We start from the raw sequence: 26,216 nt of genomic DNA on the forward strand, positions 1-26,216 counted from the left end.
AAAATTTTGCATTCCGAAACAAAAATTCTCCAATGAGATTAAAATACCGATTGCTTTACTTTTCTGGAGGTTTTATTATGGGCCTCCTTCTTCTCTTTTTTATCCTTAGCGGAAAAAAAACATCCTGTGCATATGGACCCGATGCGCGGACTTTAAAAAATATTAGACTGAAGGAACGTGCCTTCTCTGAAAACACCCTTCGGTTTTTAAGAGAAAACAAAATGGATACTTCCGCAATTAGTTATCTATTGCTTAAAGGAGATGTAGATTTTTCACAAAGCATAACCAATCTCGATTCTTGTAACCAATACGTTATTAAGGGAAAATTTCAGGAAAAAAATCTTAAAGTGAGAATAGCTAATTGCGAAAAAGTAGCAACCGTTATGACCGCTGCTTTTGCCGATAAATAATATGTTACGGTAGAATTTAAAGTTTTCTACGAACCTTTTCCTTTTTTAAAAGACCCAATTCGCGACTGGTCTGCCCAGCTACTGAGGTATTTTCTTCCGCACGACGAATTAAGTAGGGCATCACATCCTTTACAGGTCCGAAGGGGATATATTTAGAAACGTTATATCCCAGCTCTCCCAGATTAAAGGTTATATGGTCGCTCATTCCGTAAAGTTGACCAAACCACATTTTTCTATCTTTTTTATCTATACCCATTTCTTCCATATAATCCATGGCTAAATAGGTGCTTAGCTCATTATGTGTGCCCACAAATAGGTGGATATCTTCAAGGTTCTCCATTATATAATGCATAATTGCATTAAAATTGTCATCTGTTTCTTTTTTGCTGGCGCAAATGGGAGTTTGATAACCATTTTCAACGGCGCGTTCATTTTCTTTTTCCAAATAGGCGCCACGGACAATTTTGAATCCTAACTTATACCCACCAGCTTTGGCCTTTTCGTGCTGTTTTTTGAGATAATCCAAACGGTCCCAGCGATAACATTGTAGCGTATTAAAGACAACAGGCTTTTCGCGATTGTATTTTGCCATCATTTCTTCACAGAGCATATCTGCTGCATCTTGCATCCAGGATTGCTCAGCATCTATCAACAAACTTATATTGCAATCATGAGCAGCTTTGGAAACCTCCTCATATCGTCGCTTTATCTGCTCCCATTGGTCCTCTTCGGCCGCGGTCATCGATTTCTTTTCGGTTATCTTTTGAAAGATATCAAACTTTCCAAATCCAGTAGGTTTAAAAACCGAAAAGGGCATTGCTTTTTTATTTTGGGCGAAATGGGTAAGCTCTACTACCTTTTTTGCCGTAGCATCAAATTGTTCATCCTCCTCTTTCCCTTCCACCGAAAAATCTAAAACAGAATATACTCCTACGTCATAAAGCTTATCCACGGTAGACATACAGTCCTTTTCATTTACTCCACCGCAGAAGTGATCAAATACTGTTGAGCGAATAAGACCTTCAACCGGAAGGTTTAGATTCAGCGCAAATTTTGTAACTGCCGTTCCCATTCTAACTAAGGGTTCTTTTGAAATCATTTTAAAAAGAAAATAGGCACGTTCTAGTTCTGAATCGCTTTTCAGTTTGAAAGCAACTTCAGTGTTATCGAAATAGTTTTTTGTTGACATATTCTGAAAATAAAGTGTGCAAATATAGTTAGATTTGAAATCTGTTTAAGAATAAAATGTCTCAAATAATTTAAAATGATCGAACGGGAAAATCTGATATTACCCAATGGAAAAGGTTGGATAACCCTGGCTTCTCTTATTGCTGAAAAGAAATATTCAAAATTATTTATCCTCGTCGATGAAAATACCGAAATCCTTTGCTTACCTATCTTCTATATAAAGATGGAAGAAATGAATGAATGGAAAATCCTGAAAATTCGTGATGGTGAGAAAAACAAAAATATTGAAACTTGTATTGAACTATGGCAAGAGCTTTTATTAGAAGGAGCAGATAGACATAGTTTGGTTATAAATCTGGGTGGAGGGATGATTTCAGACCTTGGTGGATTTATTGCTTCTACCTTTAAAAGAGGCATAGATTTCGTAAACATCCCCACAACTCTTTTGGGGATGGTCGATGCTTCCATAGGCGGAAAAAATGGGATTGATTTTAAAAATGCCAAAAATCAGGTCGGTACCGTTAACCAACCAAAATTAGTGGTTATTGAGCACTCCTTTTTAAAAACTCTGCCCAAGGAACAACTCATTTCGGGAATGGCAGAAATGATGAAGCATAGCTTAATATCCAGCAAGGATTCATGGAATAGGTTTGTTACATCAGATTTAAATGATAAAGCAATTTTTGAAAACCTTATTTGGGAATCCATAGAAATTAAGAATAAAATTGTTCAACGAGATCCCTTGGAAAAGGGATTAAGAAAAACCTTGAATTTTGGACATACTCTTGGTCATGCCATTGAGTCACATTGTTTGGACAATCCCTATCGAGAAGCATTGCTTCACGGTGAGGCTATTGCTATAGGAATAATCCTGGCTACTTTTCTTTCTACGGAACTTCTCGGTTTCCCCCAAAACGAATTATTGGAGGTTTATAATACGATTGAATCGTATTTTCCCAAACAGAAATTTTCAAAAAATGAAATTAGTAATATAATAAAGCTTCTATCTTATGACAAAAAGAATATCGGCGGTAAAGTTTTATTTGTGCTCTTGGAAGAAATCGGAAAACCAAAAACAGATTGCTTTGTTTCTGACTCTTTGATTTTCAATGCATTTGAGTTCTACGAAAAATCATGAAATTTTTTCATAAAATATTTTTAAGTGATTAATTTTTGAATAGTTTTATACCCAAACTTAAAAGCTTTAATTGAATGAAACGCATTATTGTTGACTATCGGAAACTGACCCCCGAAATCCTATCCTTATTGGTGGAAAAATACCCCGACGGGTATGATGACGATCACGTAATCACCTTTAAAAACGCTAAAAATGAAACGGTGGAAGCCGTGGAAGTTAGAACAGAGGAAACGATTTATTTAGTTAAGGTAAGTTCTCGACTGGAAACTTCTATGGCAAACTTTGATGAGGATGATTATGATGATGCCGATTTTCAGGAACCGATTAGTGAGATTCCTGAGAAACAAAAACTTGACGAGGAAGAGTAAAAAACTATTCGAAATAGAGAAAAGAGGCCATCGTGCCTCTTTTTTGATTTTAAATAATTGGGATAAGAGATGAGGAATTGGAAAATTCGAATTAGAAAAAATATTAAAAACTAAAATATAATTAACATTTCCATAAGTTATTCCCATTAGCCAAGCAGTTATTTTTGCTACAAATAGCACCGAATGCTTGTCTGGGGAATTTTTATTGCTTTTATAATATTTTTTCTAATATTAGATCTTGGAGTTATCAACCGTAACCCACATGAGATCAAAACCAAAGAGGCCGCCTTCTGGACGGGTGTTTGGGTAACGGTGGCAATTGGCTTTTCAGGAGTTATCTTTTGGCTCTTTCAGGAAGGCTTGGTTGAAAACCCAACTAATCTCAACCCACATCAAGCACTTATCAAATATATAACCGGGTACTTTATTGAGCTTTCCCTTAGTATAGATAATGTATTTGTAATCGCGGTTATTTTTTCATCCTTTGCCATTCCAAAAAAATACCAGCACGAAGTTCTCTTTTGGGGAATATTGGGGGCCATAGTTTTCAGGGCGTTAATGATTTTCTTCGGGGTTGCACTGATCAACAAATTTGATTGGATTATTTATGTATTTGGAGTTTTTCTTCTCTTTACCGCTTACAGAATGTTGGTCCACAAAGAAGAAGATTTTGATCCAAAGAAATCAACAATCTTCAAATTTTTAAAGAGGTTATTTCCCGTAACCTACAAAATGGAGGGAGATAAATTCTTTATCCGGCGAATGGGCATTAAAGCTGCCACACCCTTATTTGTCGCCCTGGTTGTAATAGAATTAACGGATATTCTTTTTGCTCTTGACAGTATCCCTGCCATCCTGGCCATAACCTCAGATCCTTTTATTGTTTTTAGTTCCAACATTCTTGCTATTATGGGTCTAAGGTCCATGTATTTCCTTATTTCACGAATGCTCGACAAATTCCAGTATATCAATTACAGCTTGGTAATTATATTGGCCTTTGTAGGGATTAAAATGATTCTTTCGGATGTAGTAGAATTCCACGAACTTCTTTCTCTTGGGGTCATAGCCATCTCACTTATTGGGGGTATCGTTTTTTCCTTAATTCTTTCCAAAAATAACCCTCCTAAGGGGGAGAAATAATTTTCACAAAAACCTATTAAAAGTTTGGTGCGCCTTTTCGCTCATTGTATCTTTATGTCCAATCCAAATTATAAAAAGTATGAATATTCATTTCGAGTACCACGATGTGGCGGCTAGCTCCAGATTGGAGGAGTTTATTTCCGAAAAATTGAATAAGTTGGAAAATAAATACGACTTTATAATCAGTGCTGATGTATATTTTAAAAAAGAAAATTCAAGTAATCCAGAATTGGGAAAAGTCTGCAGTGTGCGACTCGGCACCCCAGGGCCCACCGTCTTCGCCGAAATATCTTCAGGAACATTTGAAGCTTCTATTGCAAAAGTTATTACCGAACTAAGATCGCAATTACAGAAGAGAAAAGAAAAAATGAAATTACATTAATTATGAAGGAAATGGGAGTAATAGCAACCAATGAAAACCAGCTGACATTAATTTATAGCAGCAATACCCGCGTGGGCCGGTGGACGCTGAGCTATCTTGAAGGTATTGACAAACCTTATTTGGCAATTGATTTATGCAAAACTAAAGTTGCCGATACCCAATGGGTAGAAATTGCTGAAAAATTGAATGTCAGTGTTGGGGACTTAGTTGATAAAAGAGAAATGGAGATTGAGGTGGAAAACACTTCCGACCTTGATGATAACGATTGGATAAAAGTCATTCAAAAAAATGATAAGGTTATCTCTTACCCCATTGCAATTATGGGTAATAAAATAAAGCAGATCATTAATGCCCCTTCCATAATGGATTTCTTTGAAGTTGATTCAGCTGGACTTGAGCAAAGCCCGGCTGAAGGAAATACCTTGGATATTGAGAGGACAACAGATGATGAAACCTTTATAGAGGGAGGAAATATATAATTAATCCTTCGCTACAACTTCCAACGGCTGAATTTCAGGCTTTACTTTCTTGTAGAATTCCATCTGCGGACGGGTTAGAATATCATTCATGTCCGCAGTTTCCTGTTCCTGCATATCGTGGAGAAAATTGAGTTTCTCTTTACCTTTAAATTCTTCTTCTATTTTTTCTCGCTTTATAAGATATTCCTCAATCTTACTTTGAAATAAAACTTCTTGTTCCCCGCTTAAAGCAAGTTCACGATTATATTCATTGGTTATTGCAATCGCTTTCTTTTTCATTTCGGGATTTGACTGTTGAAAATAAGGATCTTGGGCAAAACTTTGAAAGCCTATTAATAATAGGGCAACAATAAATAAATTTTTCATGTTTTCTGAATTTTTATGTCACTTAAATTTAATAAGAATACAAAAGCGAAAAGATTTATTTAACTCACTTTAACTGTAAAGGGAAAGTTTTTTAAACCCATATTTTATTCACGATAACACTCCGTTTTTAAAAATCACTTGAACTCTTGTCCTAGTTAGCCGCGAGAGGAGATATTCCCATATCAACAGATTATGGGAAGTTCCTATTTTTGAGTAATAACAAGCCTAAGAAGTATAAAAAAAATCCCGATCTTTTAAAGAACGGGATTTTTCATTTTTATAAAATTATTTATTATTGACCAGCTTCTTTCTTAGCATCATCCTTCATTTTAGCATTTGGTACTATAGCAAGGTTTACACGACGGTTTTTAGCACGACCTTCCGCGGTATTATTATCTGCAATAGGTGCTTCTTCCCCAAACCAGTTGGTTGTAAATCGCGATGGACTAAGTCCTTTAGTCTGGGTAAAATAATTGGTTACAGCCATGGCACGGTTTTTAGAAAGTGTCATGTTCATGGCGTCCGCTCCCACGCTATCGGTATGTCCTACAACAAGTACATCTGTATCAGGATATTCTCTTAGTACATTTGCAAGTTTATCCAATGTGGCTTGAGAAGCAGCATTGATATTATATTTGGCAGTATCAAAATAAACCCCACTATTTTCATCGAAGGTAACAACGATACCGTCATCAACTCGTTCAACTTGGGCGCCAGGAATTTCCTCTTCAATTTTTTGGGCCTGCTTGTCCATTTTGTCTCCAATAAGAACACCTGCAGTTCCTCCTACTACTCCACCAATAACAGCACCAATCGCACCATTTCCACCTTTTCCTACATTATTTCCAATAATTGCTCCAAGTATAGCTCCACTTCCAGCACCGATAACGGCACCTTTTTGCTTATTGTTTGCATTTTTTGTGGCTTCACAACTGCCTAAGCTCGTTATAAGAGCCAGTGCAAAGAATAATACTCCAATTTGTTTAAATGTCTTTTTCATTATAGATAATTTTAGATTTTATTGGTTCTCCGCCCAAGTCGTGAGATCCGTTGTTTATTTAATTTATGGGCGACTAATTGTTCATAATAGTTTACTCTTGAATTTTGGAAAAATCCATTTTAATTTTGAAAGGTTTTCCATCCAAATTTACGGTTTGTTCCCAACGCATATTGTTTTCGCTAAGTTGGGCCAAGCGCAGACGAAATCCCACTTTATCCTCAGATTTTCCTTTTGCATCAGTGGGCTTTATCATAAAATCGTACAATCCTGAAGCAGGATCGATTTCAATGATCGAAAATATAAAATTACGTTCTCCAGTCGGACAATCGGCGTTGTTAATACTGTAATTACCAGTATTATTGTTTGGTATAAAACGCCATGAACTTCCTTCAAAACATTCTGCAGAAGTGTCGTTAAAAAGTGTTACGTTGAATGTTCCAGTACTGTCGTAAGAAACCTCGTCCAAATTCCAATAGCCTTTCAAGACCTTTTTGGATTCCTGAACTGTCTTTGGCGTGGCACAAGACAATGTTACTCCCGCGATTAGGGCTAAAAAAATTAATTTTTTCATAAAGTGGTTTTTATTTAAATGTTGAAATTTGAATTATTTTCTGAAAAGACTTGATAAAAGTGAAAGAACAAGTAAAACCAAGAATATCCAAAAGATAATCATTGCAATATCAGTAGCTCCAGAGGCTATACCTCCAAAACCAAATATAGCGGCGATAATTGCAATTACAAGAAAAATAACGATCCAGCGTACCATAATAATAGTTTTTAATGATTAGTATGGGACTAAATTAAATAACATCTTCTTTCTGTTAAGATTCTTTATCTAAAGTTTAACTAGATATGTTAAAACATTAGTAAGACATCAATTCTCTTAAATCCTTTTTAAATTTTTCCTTTGGGAGATAGTTTGCTTCCAATGCGGCGGCAAACGGGATGGGTGTTTCCAAACTTGCGACTCTTTTTACCGGAGCGTCCAAATATTCAAAACATTTTTCCATTATTAGTGAGGAAATATCTGAAGCTATTCCACCAAAAAGAGAATCTTCTTGAAGAATCAAAACTTTTCCTGTCTTTTTAACTGATTCATATATTGTTTGGACATCCAGAGGCACCAAGGTTCTAAGATCGATCAAATCACAATTTAAGTCTTTCATTTCTTCCAGAGCCTCTAATGCCCAATGCACACCAGCACCATAGGTAATAATTGAAATATCATTTCCTTCCCTTAACAAAGCTGCCTTTCCTAAAGGAATTGTATAATATCCCATTGGAACATCCTGTCTAATACTTCGGTACAAAGCTTTGTGCTCAAAATACATTACTGGATTGGGATCTTCTATGGCGCTTGCCAGAAGTCCTTTAGCATCGTAAGGAAAAGCAGGATAAACCACTTTAAGTCCAGGGGTATGCGTAAACCAAGCCTCATTTGTTTGACTGTGAAAAGGACCAGCACCAACTCCAGCCCCGCAAGGCATTCTTACTACCACATCCGCATTTTGGCCCCACCGGTAATGGCTTTTAGCCAAATGGTTCACGATGGGATTAAAACCAGAAGAAACAAAATCTGCAAACTGCATTTCTACAACTGTCTTATATCCATTGATGGAGAGTCCCATCCCCGCGGAGACAATTGCGGATTCACAAATAGGGGTATTACGGACCCGTTCTTTTCCAAAAACATCAACAAAACCTTCGGTAATTTTAAAAACTCCTCCATACTCCGCAACATCCTGACCCATGATTACCAGATTATTATGGCGTTCCATAGATTGTTTTAAACCTTGGGAAATGGCATCAATAAAGCGAATATTTTCGACCTCGCCGTTTGGCTGGATTTCTACAGGAGTAAACTGTTGGTACACATCGGCCACCTCCTGCTCTACCGTTGACTCAATTTTTGGTTCATTAAAAGCAATTTCAAGATTTTCATCAATCTCAAGCTTGAACTCATTTCTATAGGTCTCAATTTCTTCTTCCGAAATTAAACCTTCAGCCAATAAATACGATTCAAAATTATGTAAAGGGTCACGTAAGCCCCATTCATCAATAAGTGCTGGCGGAACATATTTAGTTCCACTCGCCTCTTCGTGGCCACGCATTCTAAAAGTTTTAAACTCCAACAAAATGGGCCGTGGATTTTCTCGCATACTCTCCACCAGCTCTTTTAATGCCCTATAGACTTCCAAGATATTATTACCTTCTATTATATGCGATTCCATTCCGTACCCTCTGCCACGGTCTGCAATATTCTCGCAGTTGTACTGTTCGTTCGTGGGAGTTGAAAGTCCATATCCATTATTTTCCACACAGAACAAAACTGGTAGTTGCCATACCGAAGCAACGTTTAATGCCTCATGGATATCTCCTTCACTGGTTCCACCCTCACCGGTAAATACCGCACAGACTTTATTGTTATTTTTCAATTTATTGGCCAACGCTATTCCATCTGCAACCCCAAATTGAGGTCCTAGATGAGAAATCATCCCTACAATATGGAATTCTTGGGTCCCAAAGTGGAAACTACGATCGCGTCCTTTGGTAAAACCATTTGCCTTTCCCTGCCACTGAGAAAAAAGTCGGTGCAATGGAATATCCCGCATTGTGAAGACCGCCAGATTACGGTGCATTGGCAATATATACTCGTCCTTATCCAATACCGCGGTAATTCCTACAGATATCGCTTCTTGTCCTATCCCACTAAACCATTTGGACACCTTGCCTTGTCGAAGGAGTATAAGCATCTTCTCCTCGATCATTCGTGGCTTTAGCATTCCGCGATAAAGCATTTTTAAGGTTTCGTTATCCAGATCTTTTCTGTCGTAATTGAATAGAATATTTGGAGAAATTTCAGGTTTCATCTTTTATATTTTAAAGTTCAAAAGTAGGAAAAAAGCTGATGTTTTGCTTGTTTTGAACTTTATAAAATGAATTTCCAAAAACAGACAAAATCATAATAATTAACCGCAGAAATCCCAAATTTTACCTAACTTGAATTGGGCTATAAAACGAATTATGTACATTTCCTAATTATAGAAATACCTTCGGCATAAAGTGCTGATTTAATATATTTACAATATAAAATCCAAAGCAATGAACAATATCCCAAGTGTAGATTTGGCAGATTTTCTTTCGGAAGATCCAAAGAGAAAACAAAAATTTGAAGACGAAATAGGAAAGGCTTTTGAAGAGATAGGATTTGTATCCTTAAAAAACCATTTTCTCAGCGATGAACTGGTCGATGAACTTTATAAAGAAGTAAAAGCTTTTTTCTCCCTTCCGCTAGAAGTGAAGGAAAAGTATGAAATCGAAGGTCTTGGAGGCCAACGTGGATACGTTTCTTTTGGAAAGGAACACGCCAAAGGAAAGAAGGAAGGAGACCTTAAAGAATTTTGGCATTTTGGCCAGGAACCAACCGAAGATGCAAAACTTTCGGAAAAATACCCTCCAAATGTTCAAGTGGAAGAACTTCCAGATTTTAACCATACAGGGATGGAAGCCTATCGTATGTTAGAAAAAACAGGAATTTATGTCCTTAGAGCTCTTGCACTGCACATAGGTCTTGATGAATTTTATTTTGATCATTGGGCGTCAAATGGTAATAGTATTCTACGTCCAATCCATTATCCACCAATTACCCAGGAACCGCAAGGTGCTGTAAGGGCGGGCGCTCATGGAGATATCAACCTTATCACTCTTTTAATGGGTGCCTCCACAGGTGGTCTGCAGGTACTCCGCAAAGATGGAGAGTGGATAGATGCCATTCCCAAGGCGGATGAGTTGGTGATAAATGTTGGAGATATGCTGGAAAGACTTACAAATAATAAATTGTGCTCCACTATTCACCGTGTAGTTAATCCCCCCGTGAAGAATGGGACAAACCCAGGTATTCCATTCCGTTTTTTATGCACCCGCGCAGTGATATGAAATTAAACTGTCTTGAAGCCTGTGTGGATGAAAAACACCCGAAAGCCTATGACGATATTACAGCTGGGGAATTTCTACATCAAAGACTGGTAGAGATAGGTTTAATAAAAAAATAGTCTTTCCCTAAATTAATACATTTTTATTCTTTTTATTTGCTTTGGATATAATTTCCGAAAAGGTAGCTATATCCCTATGTATGTGACCTGAAATACTTTATTTTGAAATCATTAGAAGACCAATTACGAAATTTATTCCCCGAACATCAACCCTCGGAATCCCCAGATATTGAGGAGAAAGGTGACCTGTGGTTGCAGGAAGAACCACTTATCTGTAAATACGAAAAACGGAAAGGAAAACCTATAACCATCATTGAAGGCTACACGGGGGCGGATTCAGATTTTAAAATTTTGGCAAAGGAAATTAAACAACTCCTAAGTGTTGGAGGAAGTTTTAAAAATGAAACAATAATCATTCAGGGGGACTATCGCGATAAAATCATGAAATTCTTGAAGGAAAAAGGATTCAATGTTAAACGGGTTGGAGGATAATTCGGTCCAAATTCAAAAGCATATTCTGAATGACTTCCTAAGAGTTTTAAAAGCAATTAAATTTTGAAAAAAGAAATCATACAACCAAGCGAACTGATTTTAACCCCCGAGGGCAAAATATATCACTTGGATTTGGCTCCATCTGAGTTGGCAACGACAATTATTACGGTTGGGGATCCTGATCGGGTGAAAAAAATCTCCAAATATTTCGATTCCATTGAAGTGACCGCTCAACATCGCGAGTTCGTAACTCATACTGGAAGGTATAAGGGGAAACGCATAAGCGTGATTTCCACAGGCATCGGTCCAGACAATATAGATATTGTTTTTAACGAACTCGATGCTTTGGTAAATATTGATTTTGAAAGACGGGAAATTAAAAAGAAGTTAACTTCCTTGGATATTATTCGGATTGGCACCTCCGGCGGACTCACTCCCGATGTCAAGGTAGATACCATTTTAGTGAGCGCCTTAGCCATTGGTTTGGATAATGTAATGCATTATTATTCCAAAACCGATAAAATTTTTAAAAGGGATTTTGCAAAAGCATTTATTGATCATATGGATTGGAATCCTGATAATTCCGTTCCTTATGTAGTAGCAGCGAATAAGGAATTGTCGGAAAAATTCTCTTCTGAAAGGACCATTCGTGGTTGTACTATTACCAACGTAGGTTTTTATGGACCACAAGGACGGGTATTGCGCGCCCCCCTTTGGGACCAAAACATTAATGAGAAATTATCCACATTCGAATATAAAAAATACAGAATCACTAATTTGGAAATGGAGACCGCCACAATGTACGGAATGGCCAGAATGCTTGGGCATCGAGCCCTTTCAATGAACAGCATCATTGCAAACCGTGCCACGGGAACTTTTAGCCAGAATACAAAAAAGGCGATGGACGACCTTATTAAATATACATTGAACAAGATTGCAGAATGAAAAAAATACTAATCGGAGGGGTACCGGAACATTTTAATTTACCCTGGTATATAGGTCTTAAGGATAAAAAATTCCAAGAAAAAGATATCAATCTCCGATGGAAAGATTTTCCCGGCGGCACTGGAGAAATGGCCCAAGCTTTGCGGGATAAGGAAATTGACATGGCTGTAATTCTCACTGAAGGAATTGTTCGTGATATCATTAACGGAAATCCAAGCAGCATTGTTCAGGTTTTTGTGGAATCTCCCCTCCTATGGGGAATCCACGTCGCTGCAGATTCTCAATATCAAAGTATTCCAGATTTAAAAGGAACTGCCGCGGCAATAAGTCGCTATGGTTCTGGATCACATCTTATGGCCTTTGTCAACGCCGAAAATCACGATTGGAACTTACAGGAGGATTTACTATTTAAGGAAATCAAGGATCTTGAGGGTGCTCTTGAAGGACTTCCGAAGGGAATAGGTGATTATTTTATGTGGGAAAAATTTATGACCAAACCTTACGTAGATGACGGCACATTTAGGCTGATTGGAGAATCACCTACTCCCTGGCCAAGCTTTGTAGTTGTAGCTAGAAATGAAGTTATTAAAGAGAATGAAGAGACTATAAAAACAATTTTGGAAGTGATAAATGAAATTACCAGAAATTTTAAAAACATCCCGGGAATTGCTGAACTTATAGCCAAACGATATGGACAAGAACTTCCAGATGTAAGGGAATGGCTTGAGCTTACCCATTGGAGTCAACGACCAATGAAGGAAGAGGTGCTGGAGAAAGTTCAGGACGAATTACTTAAATTGGAATTGATTGACAGAAAATTGCTTTCGAATAAACTTCTTCATCCTATAACGTAAATTACTGAAAATTTATTAAGTACTAATTTCCGTTCTCTGGCCAGAATCCGGCGAGGTAAAAAAGTTTTAAAAAAATATTTTATTTCTACGCAACCTCTTTCCAATCCCAGCATCTTGTAGGTATAAAATCAATTGTTATGACTACTTTTTTGATTGTTTTGGGTGCACTATTGGTCATAAACTTTCTATTGTTGCAGTTTAGCTGCAACGATACCAAAGAGACTGAAATTCCTGAAGAGGAATAAAATTCATCCTGTTTTACTTTCGCTTATCTGGTAATTTCTACCAAACAATCGGGATTTTCCCGTTTTCCTTTAAATAATCATTCGCTTTACTGAAATGCTTGTTTCCAAACCAAAAACCGCGGTTTGCAGCTAGTGGCGAAGGATGTCCACTAGAAAGGATCAAATGCCTGGAGGCATCAATTTTTCTCCCCTTCTTTTTAGCTGGACCGCCCCACAGCATAAAAACTAAACCCTCCCTTTCATCGGAAAGTTTTTGAATCACCGCATCCGTAAACTTTTCCCATCCTTTATTTTGATGACTACCTGCTTCATGCGCTCTTACCGTAAGTGTGGCATTTAACATTAAAACTCCCTGTTCGGCCCAACGATTTAAATTTCCATTGGTTGGAATTTCGGCGCCTGTATCGGTTTTTATTTCTTGGAAGATATTCTTTAGAGAAGGAGGGATTTTAGTTTCCTTCCCCACGGAAAAACATAGCCCATGTGCCTGATTTGGACCGTGATAGGGATCTTGGCCAATCATTACCACCTTTACCTTCTCGAATGGGGCGTGATCAAACGCTGAAAATATATTCTCACTAGGAGGAAAACAGGTATTTACGGCATATTCGTTTTTAACGAAATCTATTAATTCCTGAAAATACTTCATTTCAAATTCCTCTTGCAAAACCTGCTTCCAACTCGGCTCAATAGTTATCTCCATTATTCATACTTTTGTGTAAAATTACGAGAAATACAGCTAATGGCGCGTATCGCAAATAAAACATTGGAAGACCTGGAATTTCCTGCAGTCCTGAAACAGGTTTCCGAAAACTGTGTAACAGAACCGGGAAAAGAAAAAACCCTCTCTCTCGTTCCTTACCCGGAATTTTCAGAAATTCAGCCGGAACTACTTCGTGTTAATGAGTTTTTGGCATCATTTATTGGGGACAATCAAATACCCAACCACGGTTTTGAACCTATTATTAAGGAACTGCACCTATTGAATATAGAAAGAAGCACTTTGGACATCTCGGGCTTCAGAAAAATCCTTTCTATTGCAGAGACCACTCGGATTCTACTGAAATTTTTTAAAAAATACGAGGAGTTCTACATCCATTTAAATGAATTTTCGGAGAACATCGATTATAATCCCATTATAGCGGAATCAATAAATCAAAAAATTGATAAGTATGGGGAAATAAAAGATGATGCTTCCCTCGAACTGAAAACAATTCGTCAGAGATTAAATGGATTAAAGGGAAAAATTAATTCTTCTTTTAATAAAGCGTTGCTGCAATATTCACAGAATGATTATTTAGATGAAATACGCGAATCCGTAGTTGAGAATCGACGCGTACTTGCCGTAAAGGCGATGTATAGAAAAAAGGTAAATGGAGCCGTTCTGGGAAGTTCTAAGACTGGCAGCATTGTTTATATTGAACCTCAGCAAACTTTGGAATATGCCAACGAGCTCAGCAATCTTTTATACGAGGAAGCCGAAGAAATAAAGCGAATTCTAAAAGCTTTGACAGAATTCCTGCGTCCACATAAAGAGCTTTTAAACAGCTATCAGGATTATTTGATTACTATGGACGTGTTATATGCCAAAGCCAAATACGCTTCCAAGATCAACGGAGTCCTTCCTATTCTTACTTCTGAAAAACGTATTTCTCTTATAAATGCTTATCATCCTTTGTTATTGGCATCAAACAATAAAAGAAAGGAGAAAACCTTTCCACAGTCCATTGAATTAGTTCCAGATAAGAGAGTTATTGTTATTTCGGGACCAAATGCGGGGGGAAAAAGTATAACCTTGAAGACAGTTGGATTGCTTCAGGTTATGCTACAAAGCGGATTGCTAATCCCTGCCGATCCAAAAAGTGAAATGTGGTTTTTTAAAAGAATTTTGACTGATATAGGCGACAATCAATCAATTGAAAACCATTTGAGCACCTATAGCTATAGGCTAAAAAAGATGAACCAATTTCTGAGAAAGTGTGATAACAAAACGCTTTTTTTAATTGATGAGTTTGGAACAGGTAGCGATCCAGAACTCGGTGGCGCTTTGGCGGAAACTTTTCTTGAAGTTTTTTATGAAAGAAAGGCATTTGGAATTATTACAACACATTACACCAATCTTAAGTTGCTTGCCAATGAACTGCCACACGCAATAAATGCCAATATGCAATTTGACAGTAAAACCTTGGAACCATTGTACCAACTGCATTTAGGAGAGGCGGGCAGCAGTTATACATTTGAGGTCGCCCAGAAAAATGGCATTCCCTACAGCTTGATTAATAGGGCCAAGAAAAAAATAGAAGGCGGAAAAGTAAGATTTGACAAAACGATTGCCAATCTTCAAAAAGAACGTTCTACACTTAGAAAAACATCTGAAACCCTAAAAAATGAAGCCGAAAAAGCAAGGGTGGGCACTCAGCAATTAGAAGAAATTAACGCTCGGGTTCAGGAAAAGCTGGAAAGTTATCAAGAGTTGTTTGACTCCAACCAAAAATTAATAAGTCTTGGGAAAAAAGTGGACACACTGTCAGAAAGATATTTCAACAACAAACAAAAGAAACAACTGATTGACGAACTGATGAAGTTGGTCATGGTAGAAAATAGCAAACGAAAAAAGCTTGCACCTAAGATTAAGAAAGCAGTTAAAGCAAAAGAGCAGGAGGTTAAAAAGGAAGTAGAAATAAAAGTAGAAGAAATCCGGGAGCGGAAAAAAGAAGAGAAGGAAAAAGCAAAAAAACTGCCTCCACCAAAACCAAAAGTGACACTAAAAATTGGAGATCGGGTAAGAATGTTGGAAGGTCGCGCAATTGGTACCATAGACAACATTGAGAAAAATAAGGCCATCGTGAATTATGGCATGTTTACGACCAACGTTAGTTTGGAGGAATTGGAGAAGGTTTAGTGATCCGTGATCAGTGGTATTGGTCAGGGTTCAGTGTTTAGTAGTTCAGTATTTATTTAACACTTTAAGTGGTAGTGGATAGTAGCTGGGCAGTTGTCCTCAGCAGCCAATATTTAAATAATAATTAGTGGGTCAAAGCATAGAACATAAAATCATTTTATTCGACGGGGTTTGCAATCTCTGCAACGGTGCCATTAATTTTGTTATTAAGAGAGATAAAAGAAATGTTTTTAAGTTCGCAACCCTTCAGAGTGAAATAGGAAAAAAACTGCTGTCGGAATTTAATGTTGATACTATGAATATAGATTCGATGATTTTGATCGATGGAAATAACTTTTATATAAAATCTTCCGCCGCTTTACGTATAGCCAAATATCTAACTGGTGGGTATCCCCTTCTATCCGGATTTTTTATTTTTCCGAGATTTATTCGAAATGCCGCTTACGACTATATTGCACGAAATCGCTATAAATGGTTTGGCAAAAAAGAAAGTTGCATGATCCCTACTCCCGAATTAACCTCCAAATTTTTATAGGGAATCCCTATTCATCATAACGGATAGGAATGCGTTGTCCTTTTGGTTGTTTCTTCCAAACATAAGTGTACAACCACATTAGGGTAAAGGACGGAATGACATCGGTAAAAGGTAAAATCTCTTCAAGAAAAACGATAACCGAGGCTATCCTTCCCTCAGTTCCTTTGTACATTTTTTTCATCAGTCGGGCTGCAATGGGAGCCCATAATAAATCCAAGAAAGGACCTATTACAGGTACGGCCATAGAGGCCATACCTACAAGATCATAAACGATCCCACGATGCAGCAATTTATATTTATCGGTATTTGTCATTGCGTAAAAATTAATTCATTGCAATGAAGCAAAAAATGTTCCAGAAATTACGATAGGTCGTTACTAATTAATTTCAGAAATTCATTTCGCGTCTGTATGGCTTCGAACTCCCCTCGAAATCCTGAAGTTGTTGTAACACTATTCTGCTTCTGCACGCCGCGCATCATCATACACATATGCGATGCCTCAATAACCACCGCTACTCCTTTTGGTTTCAGGGTATTGTTTATGCATTCCAATATATCGTGGGTCAAGCGTTCCTGCACTTGCAAACGCCGGGCAAAAACGTCTACTACCCGCGGCAGTTTGCTCAAGCCGACAATGTATCCATCTGGTATATAAGCAATATGCGCCTTCCCGAAAAATGGTAATATATGATGCTCACAAAGTGAATACAACTCGATATCCTTCACAATCACCATGTCGTGATACGCTTCTGCGAACATCGCGCTTCTTAATATTTCGGCGGGATCCTGACAGTTTCCTGAAGTAAGAAATTGCATTGCCTTAGCAGCTCTTTCGGGAGTTTTTAAAATTCCCTGGCGACTAACATCCTCTCCTATTGTACTTAAAATGTTACTGAAATTTTCTTTAAGCGAATCGGTAACAGGCTGATCGTATTCCTCAAATGACCTATATGATGACATAATGATGTTTTATTAATAAGAATGACCATCAAAAGTAGATTTTATAAATTGAAATAAAACTATATTACCCATTGAATTGCAGAATACGGCTATAAATAGTAAATTCACCATCTAATTATTTCGAATGATAGAGGCTCAAAACATTCATAAATATTACGATAGTCTTCACGTCTTGAAAGGCGTAGATCTACATATTATTAAAAGCGAAATAGTATCGATAGTTGGTGCTTCTGGGGCAGGAAAAACTACGCTTCTGCAAATTATTGGCACTTTGGATACCCATCACAATGCAAATAGCAAGCTTACTATAAACGGGGTGGACGTAAAATCCCTGTCGAGCAAAAAACTCGCAAAATTCCGAAATGAAAATCTTGGGTTCATCTTTCAGTTCCACCAATTGCTTCCGGAATTTACTGCCTTAGAAAATGTTTGCATTCCGGCTTTTATAAAGGGCACGTCCAAACCTGCAGCCACGAAAAAAGCATTGGAATTACTGTCTTTCTTGGGACTTTCCCACCGTAAGGATCATAAACCAAATGAACTTTCAGGTGGAGAACAGCAAAGGGTTGCCGTTGCAAGAGCACTTATTAATGATCCGCCTATAATTCTAGCTGATGAGCCAAGTGGAAATTTAGATACCGAAAGTTCTGAGAATCTTCACAAATTGTTCTTTAGACTACGTGATGAATTTGGGCAGACTTTTGTGATTGTTACCCACAATAAGGACCTCGCCGACATGGCCGATAGAAAATTGGTAATGCGCGACGGAGTAATAGCCAATTAATTGAAGGATAACACCAAAGCCCCTCTATAAATTGCAGCTATTTTTTGAATTACTTTAATCCAATCAGCAATGGATATAATTTCTATTAAAGAATTCCTGGACGAAAAGGTCGCTACTTATAACAATCAAAATTTTATAGATTCTGATCCAATACAAATTCCACATTTATTCTCAAAAAAAGAAGATATTGAAATAGCCGGTTTTCTAATGGCTACAATTGCTTGGGGCAATCGAAAGAGCATTATCAATAATGGGCACCGTCTTGTAGAATTAATGGGAGGCTCTCCGCACGATTTCGTAATGAATTTTTCATCTAATGATTCCGAATTACTCTCGGGGTTCGTACATCGCACATTCAATGGTTCGGATCTTATTTATTTTATCCAAGCGCTTCAAAATATTTACGGAAACCACGGTGGGTTAGAAAGTATATTTACAAAACACGCCAATATAAGTTCTGCGCAGCAAGCTATTCACGAGTTCAAAAAAATATTTTTTGCACTTCCGCATTTGGCCCGTACAGAAAAACACATCAGCGACCCCTTAAAAAACTCTGCCGCCAAACGTATCAATATGTTTTTAAGATGGATGGTGCGAAGTGATAATGCAGGTGTAGATTTTGGACTGTGGAAAGACATCTCTCCTTCCCTACTTTCTTGTCCCTTAGATGTTCATAGTGGGAACGTTGCTCGAAAAATAGGTCTGCTTAACAGAAAACAAAACGACGCTAAGGCCGTGATGGAACTTGATGCTATATTAAGAACCCTTGATGCAAAAGATCCCGTGAAATATGACTTTGCACTATTTGGACTTGGTGTATTTGAAGGTTTTTAGAAATTAAAATCAAGGGCTGCAATATTTCCGATAGAACATCACATTTCTCTTAAATTTGTTGTATTTTTATCCACATTCCTTAAACGATAATGTTTTAGGAATTAATGAAAATAAGGAGATTAAACGTGATTAAACCACCTTTTCCTTCTGATGAGAAGGAACGTCTGTCGGCTGTTAGATCCTATCACTTGCTGGATACTTTGCCAGAGAAGGATTTTGACAACATTACGGCTTTGGCCGCTAGTATATGTGATGTTCCTATTGCTTTAGTTACGCTGTTGGATGCAAATAGAAATTTTCTTAAATCGCATTACGGCGTTCCCTTCAATGAATCACCAAGAAACACTTCTTTCTGTGCCCACGCCATTCTTGAGGAAAATGATCTTTTTATTGTAGAGGATGCGCGAATAGATCCTCGCTTCCAGAGGAATCCATTTGTTACGGAGATGAACGCCATCTTTTATGCAGGAGTCCGACTGATGGACCCACACGGATATCCACTTGGAACCTTATGTGTATTCGACTCAAAACCACGGGAACTTAGCAATAAGCAAAAGAAGGCACTTTCTTCTCTTGCTTATCAGGTTGTAAATCTTTTTGAGTCCAAAAAGCGAAATAGAACCTTGATGACCGTTCAAGAGGAATTAAGAGAACGAAATGAAGAGCTTAAGAATTTTGCCGGAATCGTTTCGCATGACATGAAAATGCCTTTGGCCAATATGATAATCACTTCGGATATGTTGCAGGCAAAATACGGAGGTTTGTTAGATGAACAGGCGAAAAAATATCTGGATTATATTAAGCAGTCTTCTTTTACTCTTAGTGAGTACATTACCGGGCTGCTAGAGCATTATGAAACCGATAAAACGGCATCTTATGTCGAAGAAATATTTGATAGTCAGGATCTTTTTGAGGAAATAATCGAATTGCTAAACATTAGCGTTGATTGCGAGATAAATTTGCCAGAGGAAAATTTCGAAATGCAGGCAAACAAAGCCGCTTTGGAACAAATTATTCTAAATCTGGTAAGCAACAGCATAAAATACAACGACAAGGAAAAAATAAAAATAGACATTGAATGTCGGGAGAAAGACGATTTATATCATTTTTCAATTAGCGATAATGGAATGGGAATCCCTGCTGAGGAAATGTCGCACATTTTTGAACTGTTTGGAACTTTGGGTATCTTGGACAGAGAAGGAAAAAAAGGAAATGGAATTGGACTTTCCACTGTTAAGAAACTGGTCACAAAATTACAAGGAGAGATAGCCGTTTCCTCTACCCTAGGCGTGGGGACCACAATTGAATTTTATATACAAAAAAACGGAGGTGCGAATAAAGCCTTTTAAGTGCGTAGGATTTGCTAATATTACATTCCAATTTTTACCACTGAAAAATATTTCTAAAAATGCAGTTTAAATACCCGGAAATTCTATTCGCTCTTTTCCTGCTGCTTATACCCATATTTATCCACCTTTTTCAACTTAGGCGTTTTCAACGGATTGAGTTTACCAATGTTGCTTTTCTTAAGAAAGTAACCATACAGACCCGCAAAAGTTCCGAAATAAAAAAGTGGTTGACATTGCTGATGCGTCTGTTGGCCCTGGCGTGCATTATTATTGCCTTTGCCCAACCCTTTATTGCTTCAGATACTGCACTTAGTGATAAAAAAGAAACCGTAATTTATATAGACAATTCCTTTAGCATGCAGGCAAAGGGAAATAAAGGAAGCCTGTTGGAGAGATCGTTGCAGGATCTTTTTGATAAGGGAGATGAGATTGGGAAACTCAGTTGGTTTTCGAATAACTCCGAACGCATAAACAGCTCGCCACAAGATTTTAAGAACGACATTTTGGCTGTGGGATACTCTTCTAATCAATTGACCCCAGCAGAGGTGCTACTGAAGGCAAACCAACTTTTTTCTCAAGAGAAGAATGTATCCAAACAACTAGTTTTTATTTCAGATTTTCAACAAGTTGAGGCTTTCCCTGATATTTCAACAGATTTTGTTGTAGATGTTGTGCAACTTAGGCCCGTTAAAGCAACCAACATCTCCATAGACACGGCATTTATTGCTTCGAAAAATGCCTCCACCACGCAGCTAAAAGTATCCATCTCAAAGCAGGGAGATGTCAGTTCAGACGTGCCTGTTTCGCTTTTTGAGAATGGAAAATTAAAAGCCAAAACAGCAGTCGATCTTTCCCAAAATTCAAGGGGCACAATAACGTTTGATATAGATGCATCAGAATCATTTATAGGAAAACTTGAACTTAGCGAAAGCAATATGCCTTTTGACAATAGTTTGTTCTTTAGTATAAACAAACCCGAAAAAATAAAAGTGTTGGCCATTAACGGTTCAGACGGTAATTTCTTGCAACGTTTATTTGAAAAGGAGCGATTTGATTTTGAACAACAAACCGGAAAAACTCTGGATTACAACCAGATTCCAAACCAGAACTTTATTGTACTTAATGCCTTGGACGAGATTCCTTCTTCCTTAGTAACCGCGCTAAAATCATTTAGTGATGCTGGGGGAAGTTTACTTATAATTCCTTCTACGGAAGCAGATCTGAATAGCTATAATAGTTTGATCTCGGCTCTTTCTATGGGAACTTTTTCAGAAAAAATTTCGCAGGAAAAAAAGATTACAAAAATCGTTTTTGCCCATCCCCTGTTCCAAGGAGTTTTTGAAAAAGAAATTACGAATTTTCAATATCCGAAAGTAAATTCCATCAACGATATTAAAACCACTGCCACAACAGCCTTAGCTTTTGAGGACATGCGGCCATTTTTGGTTGAAAAGGGAAAGACCTATTTGTTCACAGCCGCCATTGATAGAGTGAATTCTAATTTCCTAAATTCGCCATTGGTGGTGCCTACGGTTTATAATATGGGACTTCAAAGTCTGCCTCTACCCGATTTGTACTATACAATTGGAAAACAAAATACCATCGCTGTGCAACTGAGTTTGGGTCCAGATCAGATTTTGGCTATGAAGGACAGTATTTCGCGCTTTATTCCGCTACAGCAAACTAAAAGCAACCATGTACTCATTACCACTACAGAAGAACCGAATAAAGCTGGAAACTATCAATTGATTAAGGATACTGAGGTGTTGCAAACCATAAGCTACAACTACTCTAGAAGAGAAAGTAGGATGAATTACTTGGATGCAGCAGATTGGGAAGGTGTAAAAGTGTATAAATCCGTTGATAATCTTTTTGAATCTCTTTCTCAAGCTAATTCTATCAACAGTTTTTGGAAATGGTTCGCTATTTTTGCCCTGTTCTTTTTACTGTGCGAAATGTTTATTCTGAAATTTTGGAAATAGGAGAAGTTAAATTACTTATTCCGTACATTCAAACAATTAATAGTTAGTTGACTATGAAAATAAAATTGAAATCGGCCACCATTGTTGATCCTTCTTCCAAGCATCATTTAAAGAAGCGCGACATTTTAATTTCCAACGGAAAAATCGAAAAAATAGCTTCAGAACTTTCTTCTTCGGATTTGCCTAAAAGTTCAAAAGACAAGATCCAGGAAATTTCACTAAAAAATCTTCACGTTTCCCAAGGCTGGTTTGATAGCAGTGTTTCTTTCGGGGAACCTGGTTTTGAAGAGCGGGAAACTATTGAAAACGGTTTAAAAACGGCAGCTTTCAGCGGATTTACGAGCGTGGCGGTAAATGCGAACTCTTTTCCCGTTTCCGATAGTAAGGGCCATATCAAATTTCTGAGATCCAAAGGTGAAGAAAGTGCGGTACATCTTTATCCAATCGGCGCTCTTACACTCGGCAGCAAGGGCGAGGATCTAGCGGAGCTTTTTGATATGCAAAATGAAGGAGCTGTTTCGTTTTACGACTATAAAAAACCGATTGCAAATGCCAATCTCTTAAAGATAGCACTTCAATATTCACAAAATTTTGATGGCCTAGTGCAATCCTTTCCCTTTGAAAAATCCGTTGCCCGTAACGGAGTTGTCAATGAGGAAATAAACGGAACAAAACTGGGATTAAAGGGAATTCCGGCGCTTTCTGAAGAACTGCAAATTATCCGCGATCTATATATTCTAGAATATACCGGCGGAAAACTCCACATCCCCACTATATCCACCAAAAAATCTGTCGAGTTGATCAGAGATGCCAAGAAAAAAGGGCTGAAGGTAAGTTGTAGCGTGGCCATTTTCAACCTTTCATTAACCGATAAAGCATTGGAAGGATTTGATACAAACTTTAAGCTCTTGCCACCGCTTCGTACAAACGATGATGTAAAGGCATTAATTAAGGGGCTTAAGGATGGAACAATAGATGGGATTACCAGCGACCATAATCCGCTTGACGTGGAACGAAAAAATGTGGAATTTGATCGTGCCGATTTTGGAAGTATAGGATTGGAAATCAGTTTTGGAGTTCTAAACAAAATTTTAGGGCTAGAGAAGTCCGTTGAGGTTTTAACCAACTTAAAGGATACTTTCAAGATCCCAACCTTAAAAATAGCTGAAGGTCAGCCCGCGGATCTATCACTTTTTACCCCTGAAGAAACTTGGACTTTTATGCAGAAGGATATTGTTTCTACTTCTAAAAATGCCGCGCTGCTTGGAGAAAAATTAAAAGGAAAAGCTTACGGTATCTTTTCAAATAACAACTTGGTATTAAATACGAAATGAGCAATACTATACCCGGAAAATCTACGGCATTAATTGCTTACGCCCCCTTTGTCGGATTTTTTATAGCCTTCTTTATTAATCAGGATAAAAAAGATTCTTTCGCCACTTGGCATATAAAAAATATGTTTGGGATATTTCTTTTTTTTATTGCTTCTCTCGTGATTCAATCTTCCATCGACTTTACAATCGGGGATATCGTTTGGGCAATATGTTTTATACTTTGGATCTATTGTTGGATTCAGGCCTTTCTAGGTAAAGAAAGAGGAATTCCCTTTTTGAGTGAAAAATTTCAGGAGTGGTTCACTTTTTTAAATTGAATTTTTTAGAAGAGTTGACAACTGCCCTATTTATTAGTATTCCGTGATATTCTGCCGAGACTTGCTTATTTTTGTCTTCATGGAAAAGAAAAATTTACTTTTAGAACACAATTACAGAGCACCTCAAAATTCTTCAGAAAAATCCCCAGCAATAATTATGCTCCACGGTTTTGGAAGCGACGAAAACGACTTGTTTTCCTTTGCCAGCGAATTACCAGAAGAATTTGCCATTATCTCCTTAAAAGCCCCTATAAAAATGCAACCATATGGGAATGCTTGGTACAATATCTTTTTTGATAATTCACAGGGAAAATTCAGTGATGACGAGCAAGCAATTGCTTCACGGGATTTGATAGCAAAATGTATAGATGAGATTGTGGCTAACTATCCTGTTGATAAAAATAATATTACCCTTCTCGGTTTTAGTCAAGGCACGATTTTAAGTTTTTCGGTGGCACTTAGTTATCCAGAAAAAGTGAAAAATGTAATTGGATTAAGCGGGTATGTCAATAAAGATATTCTAAAGAAAGGATATGAAAAGAACGATTTTAGCAAGTTAAAAGTCTATACATCTCACGGTTCGGTAGATCAAGTAATTCCAGTGCAATGGGCCCGAATGACAAAACCTTTTTTAGAGAATCTGAATATTGATTGCTCCTATTCTGAATTTCCTGTAGGACACGGGGTCTCACCCCAAAATTTTCAAGAGCTCAAGGATTGGCTTGCCAAACAATGAGTTGGTTATAATCGGTAAAGATTAATAGAAATCAGGTGTAAATCTATTCTTTAAACTATTGAGGATATATTGTTGAGGCTATAGTGTTTAAGGTTAAAACTTTATCCTCTCCAATACTATATTCCAAAATCATTTCGCCCCAATAGGTACCGTCTGTAAAATCGGCAAGAATCCATTTGTGGTTTAGGAATTTCAACTTATTGATTTTCATTTCTCCGTTCATACCGTCAAAGGGTACTAAGGGATTGTTGCCTTTTAAAAGATTTTGGTCGTAGATTTGATTTGTGACCAATTTCTCGATGTCATTTGAATCATATCCAAAACTTTCTAAATAGGACATTGCGTTTTCATTGCCCTGAAGGGTAAAGTAATTGAGCTCACCTACTTTATCATTAAGATCGGAAATTGAATCTTCTGCCACTTCAAGTTTGGCTCGTAGATTATCGATCTTGTTTTCCTGATTCTCAAAAATACTTTTTTCGTTCATATACTGGAAAATCACCAATAGAAGAGTAAAAAGAAATAGGTATAAAAATATTTGACGTTTCATAATCAGACGGTGATTTTTAAAGTATCATAGGCCAAGTGGACATTTTTTGGAAGTTTCTTTTCCGCTTCCTCATGAAATCCCATAGCGTGGCTTATATGGGTAAAATAAGTGGTTTGTGGTTTTACTTTTTCAACAAATTCAAGAGCCTCTTTCACATTAAAATGTGAATAATGTGGTTTTTCCCTAAGTGCGTTAATCACCAAGACTTTTGTTCCCTTAATCTTTTCAATTTCTTCGGGAGCAATGGTTTTTACATCGGTCAAATAAGTGAAATCATCAATGCGGAAACCCAACACTGGCAAATCCGCATGAAAGGCCTCAATGACGGTCACTTTTTTTCCGCCAAGGGTAAATATCGAGTTTTTATCAATTTCAATTTCCCTGACACTAGGTGCCCCAGGATATTTGTTTTCCTTAGCAAATACATAGGCAAATCTTTGGTGCAAAGATTCAAAAACCCGTGGATGGGCATAAAAAGGCAAAGGCTCCCCCTGCTTAAAATTGAAAGGACGAATATCGTCAATCCCCGCCGTATGATCACTATGTTCGTGCGTAAGAAGTATGGCATCGACGCGCTGGACATTTTCGCGCAACATCTGTTGGCGGAAATCAGGTCCGCAATCAATAACGCAAGAATAATCCTGCCAATGCAGCCATACGGATACGCGCAAACGTTTGTCCTTTAGATCAGTGCTTTGGGATACAGGGTGGTCGCTTCCAATTACAGGAATTCCCTGTGATGTGCCCGTACCAAGAAAAGTAACTGTTATTTCCGATTTCATCTGCCGTTAATATTTTGTGTTTTTAAAGACAGTTGCAACCTTTCCTGAAAAGATTTCAATGCATCAATATAATTTGGTCTCCCTTGTTCCATTAAAGCAAAAATAAAGTTATTTTTTTTGTTTGCCTATTGTAATCGCTACCTTTGTTGCTG

The 26,216-nt window shown here is 37.5% G+C and carries 29 protein-coding genes and 1 pseudogene; 19 read left to right on the forward strand and 11 right to left on the reverse strand.

Annotation, left to right across the window (positions count from 1 at the left end; all coding sequences use genetic code 11):
* The first annotated feature begins 32 nt into the window (after positions 1 to 32).
* Positions 33 to 410 (forward strand): DUF4258 domain-containing protein, encoded by a 378-nt coding sequence (locus EI546_RS03955; protein WP_128249327.1) that lies wholly within the window; start codon positions 33 to 35, stop codon positions 408 to 410.
* A gap of 16 nt (positions 411 to 426) precedes the next feature.
* On the opposite strand, the gene EI546_RS03960 is transcribed toward EI546_RS03955, so the two are convergent.
* Positions 427 to 1,599 carry a proline dehydrogenase family protein gene (locus tag EI546_RS03960; RefSeq protein ID WP_128249328.1) on the reverse strand — a complete coding sequence of 391 codons (1,173 nt, stop codon included), beginning with the start codon at positions 1,597 to 1,599 and terminating at the stop codon, positions 427 to 429.
* Positions 1,600 to 1,674: 75 nt separating this feature from the next.
* Here EI546_RS03960 and aroB point away from each other — a divergent pair, with 75 nt between their 5' ends.
* The 5 genes from aroB (at position 1,675) to EI546_RS03985 (ending at position 5,105) form a co-directional block, all read left to right on the forward strand.
* Positions 1,675 to 2,736, forward strand: coding sequence for a 3-dehydroquinate synthase (gene aroB, locus EI546_RS03965; RefSeq protein ID WP_128249329.1), 1,062 nt, complete (start codon positions 1,675 to 1,677; stop codon positions 2,734 to 2,736).
* Between the two features lie 74 nt (positions 2,737 to 2,810).
* Entirely contained in the window at positions 2,811 to 3,104 is a 294-nt protein-coding gene (locus EI546_RS03970) for a hypothetical protein (RefSeq protein ID WP_128249330.1), read from the forward strand.
* Positions 3,105 to 3,287: 183 nt separating this feature from the next.
* Positions 3,288 to 4,244, forward strand: a complete 957-nt coding sequence (locus EI546_RS03975; RefSeq protein ID WP_128249331.1) for a TerC family protein — start codon at positions 3,288 to 3,290, stop codon at positions 4,242 to 4,244.
* Positions 4,245 to 4,323: 79 nt separating this feature from the next.
* Positions 4,324 to 4,626 carry a ribosome hibernation-promoting factor, HPF/YfiA family gene (gene hpf, locus EI546_RS03980; protein ID WP_128249332.1) on the forward strand — a complete coding sequence of 101 codons (303 nt, stop codon included), beginning with the start codon at positions 4,324 to 4,326 and terminating at the stop codon, positions 4,624 to 4,626.
* Between the two features lie 11 nt (positions 4,627 to 4,637).
* Positions 4,638 to 5,105 carry an arsenate reductase family protein gene (locus tag EI546_RS03985; RefSeq protein WP_164905168.1) on the forward strand — a complete coding sequence of 156 codons (468 nt, stop codon included), beginning with the start codon at positions 4,638 to 4,640 and terminating at the stop codon, positions 5,103 to 5,105.
* Here EI546_RS03985 and EI546_RS03990 read toward each other — a convergent pair whose 3' ends face one another.
* The 5 genes from EI546_RS03990 to EI546_RS04010 form a co-directional block, all read right to left on the reverse strand.
* Positions 5,106 to 5,471 (reverse strand): hypothetical protein, encoded by a 366-nt coding sequence (locus tag EI546_RS03990; RefSeq protein ID WP_128249334.1) that lies wholly within the window; start codon positions 5,469 to 5,471, stop codon positions 5,106 to 5,108.
* A gap of 292 nt (positions 5,472 to 5,763) precedes the next feature.
* On the reverse strand, positions 5,764 to 6,471 hold the full coding sequence (locus EI546_RS03995) for an OmpA family protein (RefSeq protein ID WP_128249335.1): 708 nt from the start codon (positions 6,469 to 6,471) through the stop codon (positions 5,764 to 5,766).
* Between the two features lie 91 nt (positions 6,472 to 6,562).
* Positions 6,563 to 7,042, reverse strand: a complete 480-nt coding sequence (locus EI546_RS04000; protein ID WP_128249336.1) for a lipocalin family protein — start codon at positions 7,040 to 7,042, stop codon at positions 6,563 to 6,565.
* Between the two features lie 33 nt (positions 7,043 to 7,075).
* Complete coding sequence (locus EI546_RS04005) at positions 7,076 to 7,237, reverse strand: DUF1328 domain-containing protein (RefSeq protein WP_128249337.1); 162 nt, start codon at positions 7,235 to 7,237, stop codon at positions 7,076 to 7,078.
* Between the two features lie 97 nt (positions 7,238 to 7,334).
* The gene (locus tag EI546_RS04010) at positions 7,335 to 9,341 is read right to left on the reverse strand and encodes an alpha-ketoacid dehydrogenase subunit alpha/beta (protein ID WP_128249338.1); all 2,007 of its coding nucleotides are present in this window, start codon (positions 9,339 to 9,341) and stop codon (positions 7,335 to 7,337) included.
* A gap of 232 nt (positions 9,342 to 9,573) precedes the next feature.
* On the opposite strand from EI546_RS04010, the pseudogene EI546_RS04015 reads away from it, so the two are divergent.
* From EI546_RS04015 to EI546_RS04030, 4 genes and pseudogenes are all read left to right on the forward strand, one after another.
* A pseudogene (locus tag EI546_RS04015) lies at positions 9,574 to 10,523 on the forward strand (isopenicillin N synthase family dioxygenase).
* 102 nt (positions 10,524 to 10,625) lie between these two features.
* A complete protein-coding gene (locus EI546_RS04020) occupies positions 10,626 to 10,955 on the forward strand; it encodes a translation initiation factor (protein ID WP_128249339.1) in 330 nt (109 codons plus the stop codon).
* 75 nt (positions 10,956 to 11,030) lie between these two features.
* Positions 11,031 to 11,900, forward strand: a complete 870-nt coding sequence (locus EI546_RS04025; RefSeq protein ID WP_128251523.1) for a nucleoside phosphorylase — start codon at positions 11,031 to 11,033, stop codon at positions 11,898 to 11,900.
* Positions 11,897 to 12,754, forward strand: a complete 858-nt coding sequence (locus EI546_RS04030; protein ID WP_128249340.1) for a substrate-binding domain-containing protein — start codon at positions 11,897 to 11,899, stop codon at positions 12,752 to 12,754. The genes EI546_RS04025 and EI546_RS04030 overlap by 4 nt, the downstream gene beginning before the upstream one ends.
* Before the next feature lie 282 nt (positions 12,755 to 13,036).
* Here the strand turns inward: EI546_RS04030 and EI546_RS04035 are convergent, their stop codons facing one another.
* The gene (locus EI546_RS04035) at positions 13,037 to 13,702 is read right to left on the reverse strand and encodes a uracil-DNA glycosylase (protein WP_128249341.1); all 666 of its coding nucleotides are present in this window, start codon (positions 13,700 to 13,702) and stop codon (positions 13,037 to 13,039) included.
* Between the two features lie 39 nt (positions 13,703 to 13,741).
* Here EI546_RS04035 and EI546_RS04040 point away from each other — a divergent pair, with 39 nt between their 5' ends.
* Complete coding sequence (locus tag EI546_RS04040) at positions 13,742 to 15,901, forward strand: endonuclease MutS2 (RefSeq protein ID WP_128249342.1); 2,160 nt, start codon at positions 13,742 to 13,744, stop codon at positions 15,899 to 15,901.
* A gap of 127 nt (positions 15,902 to 16,028) precedes the next feature.
* Complete coding sequence (locus EI546_RS04045) at positions 16,029 to 16,436, forward strand: thiol-disulfide oxidoreductase DCC family protein (protein ID WP_240673153.1); 408 nt, start codon at positions 16,029 to 16,031, stop codon at positions 16,434 to 16,436.
* 7 nt (positions 16,437 to 16,443) lie between these two features.
* On the opposite strand, the gene EI546_RS04050 is transcribed toward EI546_RS04045, so the two are convergent.
* Positions 16,444 to 16,749, reverse strand: coding sequence for a hypothetical protein (locus tag EI546_RS04050; protein WP_128249343.1), 306 nt, complete (start codon positions 16,747 to 16,749; stop codon positions 16,444 to 16,446).
* A gap of 47 nt (positions 16,750 to 16,796) precedes the next feature.
* Entirely contained in the window at positions 16,797 to 17,396 is a 600-nt protein-coding gene (folE, locus tag EI546_RS04055) for a GTP cyclohydrolase I FolE (protein WP_128249344.1), read from the reverse strand.
* Between the two features lie 124 nt (positions 17,397 to 17,520).
* On the opposite strand from folE, the gene EI546_RS04060 reads away from it, so the two are divergent.
* From EI546_RS04060 to EI546_RS04090, 7 genes are all read left to right on the forward strand, one after another.
* The gene (locus tag EI546_RS04060) at positions 17,521 to 18,180 is read left to right on the forward strand and encodes an ABC transporter ATP-binding protein (protein ID WP_128249345.1); all 660 of its coding nucleotides are present in this window, start codon (positions 17,521 to 17,523) and stop codon (positions 18,178 to 18,180) included.
* Between the two features lie 69 nt (positions 18,181 to 18,249).
* Positions 18,250 to 19,014: a TIGR02757 family protein gene (locus tag EI546_RS04065; RefSeq protein WP_128249346.1), complete on the forward strand. Its 765-nt coding sequence runs from the start codon at positions 18,250 to 18,252 to the stop codon at positions 19,012 to 19,014.
* A gap of 104 nt (positions 19,015 to 19,118) precedes the next feature.
* The gene (locus tag EI546_RS04070; protein WP_240673154.1) at positions 19,119 to 20,363 is read left to right on the forward strand and encodes a GAF domain-containing sensor histidine kinase; all 1,245 of its coding nucleotides are present in this window, start codon (positions 19,119 to 19,121) and stop codon (positions 20,361 to 20,363) included.
* Between the two features lie 59 nt (positions 20,364 to 20,422).
* On the forward strand, positions 20,423 to 22,345 hold the full coding sequence (locus tag EI546_RS04075; protein WP_128249347.1) for a BatA domain-containing protein: 1,923 nt from the start codon (positions 20,423 to 20,425) through the stop codon (positions 22,343 to 22,345).
* 53 nt (positions 22,346 to 22,398) lie between these two features.
* Positions 22,399 to 23,679 (forward strand): dihydroorotase, encoded by a 1,281-nt coding sequence (locus EI546_RS04080; protein WP_128249348.1) that lies wholly within the window; start codon positions 22,399 to 22,401, stop codon positions 23,677 to 23,679.
* Positions 23,676 to 23,996 (forward strand): hypothetical protein, encoded by a 321-nt coding sequence (locus EI546_RS04085; RefSeq protein WP_128249349.1) that lies wholly within the window; start codon positions 23,676 to 23,678, stop codon positions 23,994 to 23,996. The genes EI546_RS04080 and EI546_RS04085 overlap by 4 nt, the downstream gene beginning before the upstream one ends.
* A 79-nt stretch (positions 23,997 to 24,075) precedes the next feature.
* On the forward strand, positions 24,076 to 24,732 hold the full coding sequence (locus EI546_RS04090) for an alpha/beta hydrolase (RefSeq protein ID WP_128249350.1): 657 nt from the start codon (positions 24,076 to 24,078) through the stop codon (positions 24,730 to 24,732).
* 55 nt (positions 24,733 to 24,787) lie between these two features.
* Here the strand turns inward: EI546_RS04090 and EI546_RS04095 are convergent, their stop codons facing one another.
* On the reverse strand, positions 24,788 to 25,282 hold the full coding sequence (locus EI546_RS04095; RefSeq protein ID WP_128249351.1) for a hydrolase: 495 nt from the start codon (positions 25,280 to 25,282) through the stop codon (positions 24,788 to 24,790).
* A gap of 2 nt (positions 25,283 to 25,284) precedes the next feature.
* On the reverse strand, positions 25,285 to 26,052 hold the full coding sequence (locus tag EI546_RS04100; protein ID WP_128251526.1) for an MBL fold metallo-hydrolase: 768 nt from the start codon (positions 26,050 to 26,052) through the stop codon (positions 25,285 to 25,287).
* Positions 26,053 to 26,216 lie beyond the last annotated feature (164 nt).

The organism is Aequorivita sp. H23M31 (assembly GCF_004022485.1).
GTDB classification, from domain to species: Bacteria; Bacteroidota; Bacteroidia; order Flavobacteriales; family Flavobacteriaceae; genus Aequorivita; species Aequorivita ciconiae.